The organism is Nonomuraea sp. NPDC049421 (assembly GCF_040677005.1).
Lineage (GTDB): Bacteria > Actinomycetota > Actinomycetes > Streptosporangiales > Streptosporangiaceae > Nonomuraea > Nonomuraea salmonea.
Genome location: NZ_JBFAQA010000069.1, coordinates 1 through 7,907, shown reverse-complemented (window position 1 = coordinate 7,907; position 7,907 = coordinate 1). Strand labels below are relative to the sequence as shown.

Below are 7,907 nucleotides of genomic sequence, written 5' to 3'. Positions count from 1 at the left end.
CCTCAGCCGGCACGTACGTCCAGATCACCGCAATCGCCCACCGCACCGCCACCCAACGCGTCCACAACCTGACCGTCCAGGACCTCCACACCTACTACGTGGTGGCCGGCAGTCAAGCGATCCTCGTTCACAACGATAGGATCAAGTGGCCGTACTACGACCCGAAGAAGACGGCAGCGTACGTAGACGGTATCTTCACTCTCAGCGGTTATGCGGACACTGTCCCGGACGGATTTGAACGCCCCAGTCTAGAAGATGTCCTTAAAGTGCAGGACTCGATTGGTAAGGGCCGCGTTCCCGACTTTCGCGACAATAAAGCAGGAGCAGGCGCTTACTACCTGTCCCATGCAGAGAAGCAGGCAGCGACCCTCAGGCCGGGTGAGGAGGTAACGGTAACGAGGCCGATGTGTGATGACTGCTTCGATTTCTTCACGGATATGGCTCGTCATACCGGGCAATGTTTAGCAGTAAATGATCCCAGCGGACGTTATCAGTTCAAACCGTAAACTACGGTTGTTGCCGACCCCGGTTTCCAGTACCATGGGTGATCTTTGTGGGCCAGGGTAGGCGAGGTTTGACACGATGGCGAATCGATCCGGTAGTGATCTCTTCGAGTTGGCGGAGCAACTGCACGAGGCACTCGTGCGGGGGGATGCCGCAGCCGGCAAGCAACTGATGCGCATGCTTCCGCAGCTTGAGGAGATTGCTTCCGAGGGGCGAGCGGATGTCCAAGCTTTGGTTGCCGGGCTCTACCTGGAACGCCTTAGGGAGCCGGAGAAGGCGTACCGGCTATTCGTCGCCTCGGCCAAGGCTGGCCACCCGGCTGGCCAACGTGGGCTGGGCTCGATGCTCGCCAATGGTATAGGTGTAGAGCGGGATCTCGATGCGGCTCGCGAGCTGTTCGAGTCTGCGGCCCTCTCGGGCGACCTGTTCGCTCTCTTCAATCTGGCGATGATGTACCTACAGGGAGCCGGCGTCGAACAGGACGAAGTCAAGGGGCTGGAATTTTTGCGCCGGGCCGCCGATGCAGGACTGCCGGCCGCCAACGCTGTTCTGGGCGACCAGTTCGCGGCGCAGCAGGACTTCGCGCGGGCCCGCGTCCATTATGGCGTGGCAGCGTCAGGTGGCGTTTCAAGGGTCATCTACACGCTGGCGGAGTGGTATCGAGACGGAGTGGGCGGGCCGGCGGACAAGGTGCAGGCCGTGCGCTGGTTCCTCAAATTGCTCGACTTTGGCGATGGGGACGGCGTTCATGAGGCGATATCGCTGGCTCGCTCGATGTCCGATCAGGAGATCAGGATGGCGGCCGAGCTTGTAGACAGAAGCGCCGAGGCGGAAGCACTCATTCGCGTGGCGAGGAAATAGCCCTAGCAGCGACGGTTATCTTACGATCCTGTGAGTGCTTTTCATCCCGCCTCGCGGCGCTGAAGGACGAGGATCGCTCTGACGAGCTGACCTGCGAGGAGTGGGCAGCAGCGGAGTTTGCGCGGGGTACGCCAGGTCTTCAGCTGTGCTTTGGCCCGTTCTCCCGGTCCGCCGAGTGCCGTCCTCGTTCACAACACCAGTCCGTGTCGATTTGAAGTAGACTCGCGAGCGTAACCACAGATCTGGATGCTGAAATGACCCGGTGCGGGTAAGCCATTTACGGCCGCCGGCAAGCGTAAGGTCGTCGAGAAATCCCGGAATAACAATGGTGGGTTAACTGTCTGTGATGACTGCAGTGTTGAGACAATTCCTTCGCAGTCTTCGCGTAAAAGCGTTTCTCCTGATCCTCGCGAAACGCGAACGATCACATTTGGCCCGAGTCGCTAGGCGGTCCAGCATCTCCCTGGAATGGTCGGGTGATGTGTGCCCTGCAACGCTCGCTGGAGTAACACCCCCCAAGAAGCCGCTGTAGTTTCGGATGCTAAGGCTCACGGGAAGCGTTACTGTCTCTACTGAGCGGCAATAGAAGTGCGAGGGTAGCATGTCTGCTTCAAGTGTTAGTTCTGTTCGTGTGGTTTTTCCGCTCGAACAGGGCCCGGACGGCTGCCCTCCCTATACGGAAGAGGGAATCTGGGTAAGGCCGCTCGCTGACGGCGTGGGAGAAGTTCTCAGCGTCCCTTTCTTTGTGGTTGGAATCAGCAAAGGGGATTTCGTCTCCTATCGCGCATCTGCCGGTGAGGGGCGGTTCTCCGAACTGCTGTCTGCGAGGGGTCGTTTAACTCTGCGACTTATATTCTTCCGGGAAACTGCCGAGGTCCGAGCTAGGCGAGAACTGGAGCAGCTTGGCTGTGAGGCCGAGGCCGGTCCAATCCAGTCTCTGCTTGCTGTCGATGTGCCGCCGGAGATTGATTACAGGGCTGTTCATGGTCTCATCGACCGTGAGTCCGCAAAAAGCTATCCTGGACCATGAAGAGGCGTGCGTTTCACGCGAACACATATGAGCCTCGTCGCCCAAATCAGTGGCCTCTTTTCACCCTCAGGGTGTCTGCGTAGTGCAGTACAGTACGCACCCGCTGCGCCACCACCCGACGTGCCCGCGGACACCTCAACCCCGCCTAAATTCGAAGAGCCGGCATGTGGCTGCAAACCTCGGCCGGCACGTACGTCCAGATCACCGCAGTCGCCCACCGCACCGCCACCCAACGCGTCCACAACCTGACCGTCGAGGGCCTCCACACCTATCACGTCCTCGCAGGAACTGCGTCGGTCCTCGTCCATAACACCAATCCCCAATGTGACGTCGTCAGTGCCGTGAACGACGAAGCTGAGCGAGTCGCAGATTGTGGACTAACTCGCAGCGCCCCAACACCATCGAAGCGATACAGGTGCCGGGCCACCGACCACTCGTTGGTCATAGCGACGGCGGGCGAGGACGTCGCGTGCATCCTGATGTGCAGTCGGTCCTCGACTCCGTTCACCCGTCGAGGCGCGGGAACAACCACGGCGGTTGTGGCTTGGTACAGTGTTTGACGGACGCACTGGACGCCGGTCTCGACCCCACTGGAGCGACTGCAGCTGCTGTCTTGGGGCGCAGCAAGACTAATCGGAATTTCAAGATGCCGATAGGCCCTTGCGGTAGCTGCGAAGCTCTGGTCGATCATTACGATCTCGACTTCAAGACGAGGTGAGATGTTGCGGTTCTCGTCGAAAGTGGAGCGGATACTGCGTAGCTCCGGATGGTTTCCTGGCAGGCAAGTGGACATTGAGCCGTGGAAAGCGTCGTTGGTGTCGTTCGAATGGCATGATGAAGCCGAGAGTTTCCTTCGTGAATTCGGCGGAATCAAGGTGGAAGTGAGTGGTCCGGGGATCAGCACTGCTCGAGAACCATTCGAAATAGATCCCGAGTTGGCGATGGGTGAAGAAGGTAGGTTCGCGGAGCTTTCCGATAAGTTTCGGCGGCGATTCTTCCCCATCGGAGATGTCGGCACGGGTGGGGAGTACTTCCTGGCTCTCGATGAGGAAGGCCGTCTATATATACTTATCGGCTCGTGGGCGTACCTCCTAGGAGGAGTTTCTAGCGGGCTCGAGCACCTGGTCACTGGAGTGAAGGCGGAGGAGGTGCCGCTCCCTTGATAAGGATTCAAGATCACACCTTCTCTGCGACACGCTGAGCCGTCGAGAAGGTGGATCCCTCGCGTACTCGCTGCAGGAGCAGCTAGTGTCATCCGCCTGAAATTCGCCAGTTAAATCCGTATGGTGTTGACTGTGGCGCATCCAGGACCGTCCGCAGTGGAGATCCACCTATCGGAGAGTGAGCGGGCTCGGCTGATCGGCATGTCAGCGGGGGCGTCGAGGGTGGCGGTCCGGGCGAGGATCGTGCTGGCGTGTGCAGGGCTGGGGATCAGCACCGCGCAGGTCCTAGCGATGCGCGCGAAGATCGTGCTGGGATGCGCGGACGACAAGGACAACAAACAGATCGCTACTGAGCTGCGGGTGCATCCGAACACCGTCTCCAAATGGCGTCATCGGTCCTGCGCCTGCGGCTGGACGGGCTAATCGATGAGGCGCGCCCAGGCCGCCCGCCGTCGATCAGCCTGGACCACGTCGAGCAGGTGGTGGTGGCCGCGCTGGAGGAGACGCGGGCCGGCGCCACACAGTGGACCCGCGCCTCGATGGCGCGGCGCAGCGGACTGTCGGAGTCGACCATCGGCCGGATCTGGCGGGCCTTCGACCTCAAGCCGCACCGCACGACGACGTTCAAGCTGTCGACCGATCCACTGTTCGTGGAGAAGGTCGTCGACGTAGTCGGGCTGTATCACGACCCGCCGGAACGCGCGGTGGTGCTCTGCGTGGATGAGAAGATTTGGGTGCTGGCCATATTTTGCGCCTCTCTTACAACTTTTTGCTGAATAGTAAACTTCGCGGGTTCATCGTGGTTGCTCCTCTGGAAGGTTTTCTGTCAGCCGTCAATCTTTTGGATGGCAGGCATGTTGAGTTCCTGATGGCAATACCTGCATTCTGTGGAGAGCTTGACTTCGCTGCTCGCTATGGCGTCGAAGATCTACGAGAAGCTATGGCTGCCAAAGAAATCCCTTTTTGACATATTAATCGGGAATCTACGTTTCATGGTCAAAGGTGAAGCCCTCTGGCTGCCGAACAGGGGTGATTGATGCGCCTTTTCGGTACCCTTCGCGATGGCCTCGTGTTGGGGTGCCGAATCTCGTTCGACTGCTACACAGGTTGAATTCGTAGAGCCGGTCATGTGGTCACGGTGGTCTCCTCGATGATGAGTCCGGTCTGAGCCAGGCGCCCATCGATCAGATGGGGCCGGTACTGGATCTTCTTGAGGTTGCGCTTGACGATTCGGACGAGTGCGGTCAGGTCGGTGACCGCGAAGTTGGCCATGGCACGCCGCATCAGCGACCAGATGCCTTCCGCCGGGTTCAGCTCGGGGGCGTAGGCCGGGAGCCGGTAGATGCGTAACCGGTCGGCGTTGGTTTCGGCGAAGCGGGCCAGTTCGGCGACCAGGTGCTCAAGTTGTCCCAGCACCACACGAGCGGCGTGCCGAGTTGCTGGTGGACAACCATGATGAGGTTGCGGTAGTTGCTGCAGGTGAAGCTTTTGGGCTCGTCCTTGCGCCCGTGGTAGATGAGCAGCTTGAACATCAGATGTGGGCGGTGTCCGGGCCGGTAGCAGACCACGCTGGCGATGTTGACCCGGCCGCTGCCCTTGCCGCGCACTGTTACCACCGGGCGGGCGCCGCGGGGTGCTCACGTGCGTCCTTTCGGCGGCCTCAGCCCCTGACCCGCTTCGTCCTCGAAGTAGATGTAGGCGCCCAGGTCCGCCGCGGTGGCTTTACGGCCGGCCACACCTTCTGCTCCCAGGTGGCGATGGCCTGCTCGTCGCGTTCCAGCGCGCGCCGGGAGGGAACCTGTACCGACCAGCCGTGCCGTCGTAGCAGCTTGCCGACGCCCTCGATGGTGCAGCCGATGTGGAACAGCCGGCCGATCAGCGTCTTGATCCGGCCTAGTACTCCAGCCGCACTTGGAGAGGTCGGGCTGGGCGAAGGGCCGGACGTGAGACGGCCACCGCCATGATCATGGGATTGTGAGAATCAAGATGATCGGGCGGTGGCCGTGCGGTCCACGGTAGCTCAGGATGTCGGTGCTGAGTGGGGTGATGCGCTGGATGAGTTGTTCTCCCAGGTGCTGGCCCCCTTCTTCGCCCGCAGCGAGCCGCGGCAACGCGCGCGGGCCTTCGTGGGGGGCCTGCTGAGCGGTCTGGAACGCAAGAACGGCTGGTCGCTGGCCGAATACGCCGGGGATGTGACGCCGGATGGGATGCAGCGGTTGCTCAACCACGCCCGGTGGGATGCCGATGCGCTGCGGGACGCGTTACGGGCCCAGGTAGGCGAGCGTCTCGGCTGCCTGGAGGGGGTGCTGGTGGTCGATGACACCGGGTTTGAGAAGAAGGGTCACTGCTCAGCGGGGGTGCAGCGGCAATACACCGGCACCGCGGGGAAGATCACCAACTGTCAGATCGGGGTGTTCGCCGCCTACGCCGCCCCTGGTGGGAGCCGGGTGCTGATTGACCGGGAACTCTACCTGCCCGCGTCCTGGTTCGCCGAGCCCGAGCGGCTGGAGGCGGCCGGCGTCCCGCAGCATGTGGTGTTCGCGACCAAGCCTGAGCTGGCCTGGACGATGATCGAACGCGCCGCCGATGACGTGCTGCTGAGTTTCGGCTGGGTGAGCGGCGATGAGGCCTACGGCGACAACACCGTCTTGCGACGGCGGTGCCGCGAGCGGGGCCTGAACCACGTGTTCGCGGTCTCGTGCGACCACCCGATCACCGTGGCCGGAACCAAGACCCGCGCCGATGTCGCGGTTGCCGCCCTGGACCGGGCGGCCTGGCAGCGCTACTCGTGCGGGGACGGAGCCAAGGGCCACCGCTTTTACGACTGGGCCTGGATCACGCTGGGCGAGCACGGTCCTCATGACTGGCTGCTGGTGCGTCGCTCCATCAGTGACCCGACCGAGCTGGCGTTCTACCGCTGCTGGGCCACCGGCCCGGTCGCCTTGCCCACGCTGGTGCGGGTCGCGGGCGCTCGGTGGAGCATCGAGGAGTGCTTTCAGGCCACCAAGAACGAGGTCGGGCTCGACCACTATCAGGTTCGCCGTCACACCGCCTGGTACCGGCACGTCACCCTTGCCATGATCGCGCATGCCCACCTGGCTTTCCTCGCCGCCCATGCCGCCACACAGGGGGCCCACAGCAGGACAAACGTCGTTTCTGTCCACGGCTTCCCATGATCTCGGCGAACCTGACGAGTTGATCCCGCTCACCGTCAACGAGATCCGTCGTCTCCACGCCCGCCTTCATCAGCCCGACCATCCCCTCGAGCACTGTATGAGCTGGCCACGCTGGAGACGACGCCACCAAGCCAGAGCCCGCCGCTGCCACTACCAACGGCAACGACAGCTCACCGATCCTTAAGTGCGCTGGAGTACTAGTTGCATGATCGGGCCGTGCAGAGGTGTTCGAATTATGCGGCGTGGGTGTCGGTGCCGCGCAGGATGTACAGGTCATCGCCGAACACGGCCGAGATCTGGAGTTGCCCGCCGAGGGCCTGTACGTAGCGGGCGATGGCCTCCACGGTGGACACCTCACCGCGTTCGATCTGGGAGACCCGGCTCTTGGTCACTCCCATCAGGTCAGCGACCTCTGTCTGTGACAGGCCCAGGCTCTTGCGCCGTTCGGCCAGCCGATGGCCGTCGATGTAGGCCTGATTGCGCCGCCGGGCCTCGGCCACGGCCTCCTCGCCACCGGAGGTGGCCACGATGTCGGCGCGGACGTCGTTCCACTTGGGAAAATTCGTCATCGGTCCTTCTCCTCCGCCTCGCGTTCGGCCAGGTACTTCGCGTACAGCTCTTCGGCGCGGGGGATGGCCCGCCGATACCAGCCCGTCCAGTCACCGGACTTATCCCCGCCGATCAGCAAAATGGCCGATCGCCACGGATCGAACACAAACAAGATCCGGATCTCCGAGCGACCTGCCGAGCCGGGACGCAGCTCCTTCAGGTTGTGGACCTGAGAGCCTTCCAACTTGTCGACCAGCGGGCGGCCCAGGCTCGGACCGGCCTCGGCCAGTCGGTCGATGGCATCGACGACTTGCACCCGGGATCGCTCGTCCAGGGCGTTGATCCAGGCCAGGATCTCGTTGGTGACGCGGATGTCCCACTCCTCCACACCCAGAAGTGTAGCGAATCCTTTACTTGGAGGAGCAGTGTCACGACGCTGAATCGCTGACGACCACATACGTCCTGAGGGCTACGTTGACGGCAACAGCCTTCGACCGTGCTCAGCGACCAGCACGACGACGTCGTGGCTACTTTCACCGGCGACGCGCTGGTGGACTCGACCGCGTACAACCCGTTCGGTGAGGTCATCGCGAGCAACGGTACCAAGCGGCGGCTGGGCTACCA

Annotated in this window: 11 protein-coding genes and 2 pseudogenes; 8 read left to right on the top strand and 5 right to left on the bottom strand. The window is 62.1% G+C overall.

Annotated features, from left to right (window positions below; all coding sequences use genetic code 11):
- Positions 1-506 (top strand): annotated as a pseudogene (locus AB0K18_RS50185) (hypothetical protein); the annotation flags it as partial.
- 76 nt (positions 507-582) lie between these two features.
- Positions 583-1,365, top strand: coding sequence for a tetratricopeptide repeat protein (locus tag AB0K18_RS50180; protein WP_364930258.1), 783 nt, complete (start codon positions 583-585; stop codon positions 1,363-1,365).
- A gap of 41 nt (positions 1,366-1,406) precedes the next feature.
- Here the strand turns inward: AB0K18_RS50180 and AB0K18_RS50175 are convergent.
- Positions 1,407-1,541: pseudogene (locus AB0K18_RS50175) on the bottom strand (IS5/IS1182 family transposase); the annotation flags it as partial.
- 425 nt (positions 1,542-1,966) lie between these two features.
- Between AB0K18_RS50175 and AB0K18_RS50170 the strand changes: the two are divergent.
- The 5 genes from AB0K18_RS50170 to AB0K18_RS50150 all read left to right on the top strand — a co-directional run bounded on the left by AB0K18_RS50170 (position 1,967) and on the right by AB0K18_RS50150 (position 4,525).
- Positions 1,967-2,395: a DUF4265 domain-containing protein gene (locus tag AB0K18_RS50170; RefSeq protein ID WP_364930256.1), complete on the top strand. Its 429-nt coding sequence runs from the start codon at positions 1,967-1,969 to the stop codon at positions 2,393-2,395.
- 719 nt (positions 2,396-3,114) lie between these two features.
- Positions 3,115-3,558, top strand: a complete 444-nt coding sequence (locus tag AB0K18_RS50165; RefSeq protein ID WP_364930253.1) for an SUKH-3 domain-containing protein — start codon at positions 3,115-3,117, stop codon at positions 3,556-3,558.
- A gap of 120 nt (positions 3,559-3,678) precedes the next feature.
- The gene (locus AB0K18_RS50160; protein WP_364930251.1) at positions 3,679-3,981 is read left to right on the top strand and encodes a helix-turn-helix domain-containing protein; all 303 of its coding nucleotides are present in this window, start codon (positions 3,679-3,681) and stop codon (positions 3,979-3,981) included.
- Positions 3,942-4,334, top strand: a complete 393-nt coding sequence (locus tag AB0K18_RS50155) for a helix-turn-helix domain-containing protein (RefSeq protein ID WP_364930248.1) — start codon at positions 3,942-3,944, stop codon at positions 4,332-4,334. The genes AB0K18_RS50160 and AB0K18_RS50155 overlap by 40 nt, the downstream gene beginning before the upstream one ends.
- Complete coding sequence (locus AB0K18_RS50150; protein WP_364930246.1) at positions 4,289-4,525, top strand: suppressor of fused domain protein; 237 nt, start codon at positions 4,289-4,291, stop codon at positions 4,523-4,525. The genes AB0K18_RS50155 and AB0K18_RS50150 overlap by 46 nt, the downstream gene beginning before the upstream one ends.
- A 158-nt stretch (positions 4,526-4,683) precedes the next feature.
- Here the strand turns inward: AB0K18_RS50150 and AB0K18_RS50145 are convergent, their stop codons facing one another.
- Complete coding sequence (locus AB0K18_RS50145) at positions 4,684-5,199, bottom strand: transposase (protein ID WP_364930244.1); 516 nt, start codon at positions 5,197-5,199, stop codon at positions 4,684-4,686.
- A 19-nt stretch (positions 5,200-5,218) separates the two neighbouring features.
- On the bottom strand, positions 5,219-5,446 hold the full coding sequence (locus AB0K18_RS50140) for a winged helix-turn-helix domain-containing protein (protein ID WP_364930261.1): 228 nt from the start codon (positions 5,444-5,446) through the stop codon (positions 5,219-5,221).
- Positions 5,447-5,609: 163 nt separating this feature from the next.
- On the opposite strand from AB0K18_RS50140, the gene AB0K18_RS50135 reads away from it, so the two are divergent.
- The gene (locus AB0K18_RS50135; protein WP_364930260.1) at positions 5,610-6,734 is read left to right on the top strand and encodes an IS701 family transposase; all 1,125 of its coding nucleotides are present in this window, start codon (positions 5,610-5,612) and stop codon (positions 6,732-6,734) included.
- 233 nt (positions 6,735-6,967) lie between these two features.
- On the opposite strand, the gene AB0K18_RS50130 is transcribed toward AB0K18_RS50135, so the two are convergent.
- Positions 6,968-7,303, bottom strand: coding sequence for a helix-turn-helix transcriptional regulator (locus AB0K18_RS50130; RefSeq protein ID WP_345398581.1), 336 nt, complete (start codon positions 7,301-7,303; stop codon positions 6,968-6,970).
- Positions 7,300-7,671: a type II toxin-antitoxin system RelE/ParE family toxin gene (locus tag AB0K18_RS50125; RefSeq protein WP_364930240.1), complete on the bottom strand. Its 372-nt coding sequence runs from the start codon at positions 7,669-7,671 to the stop codon at positions 7,300-7,302. Before AB0K18_RS50125 ends, AB0K18_RS50130 begins: the two co-directional genes overlap by 4 nt.
- Between the last annotated feature and the right edge of the window lie 236 nt (positions 7,672-7,907).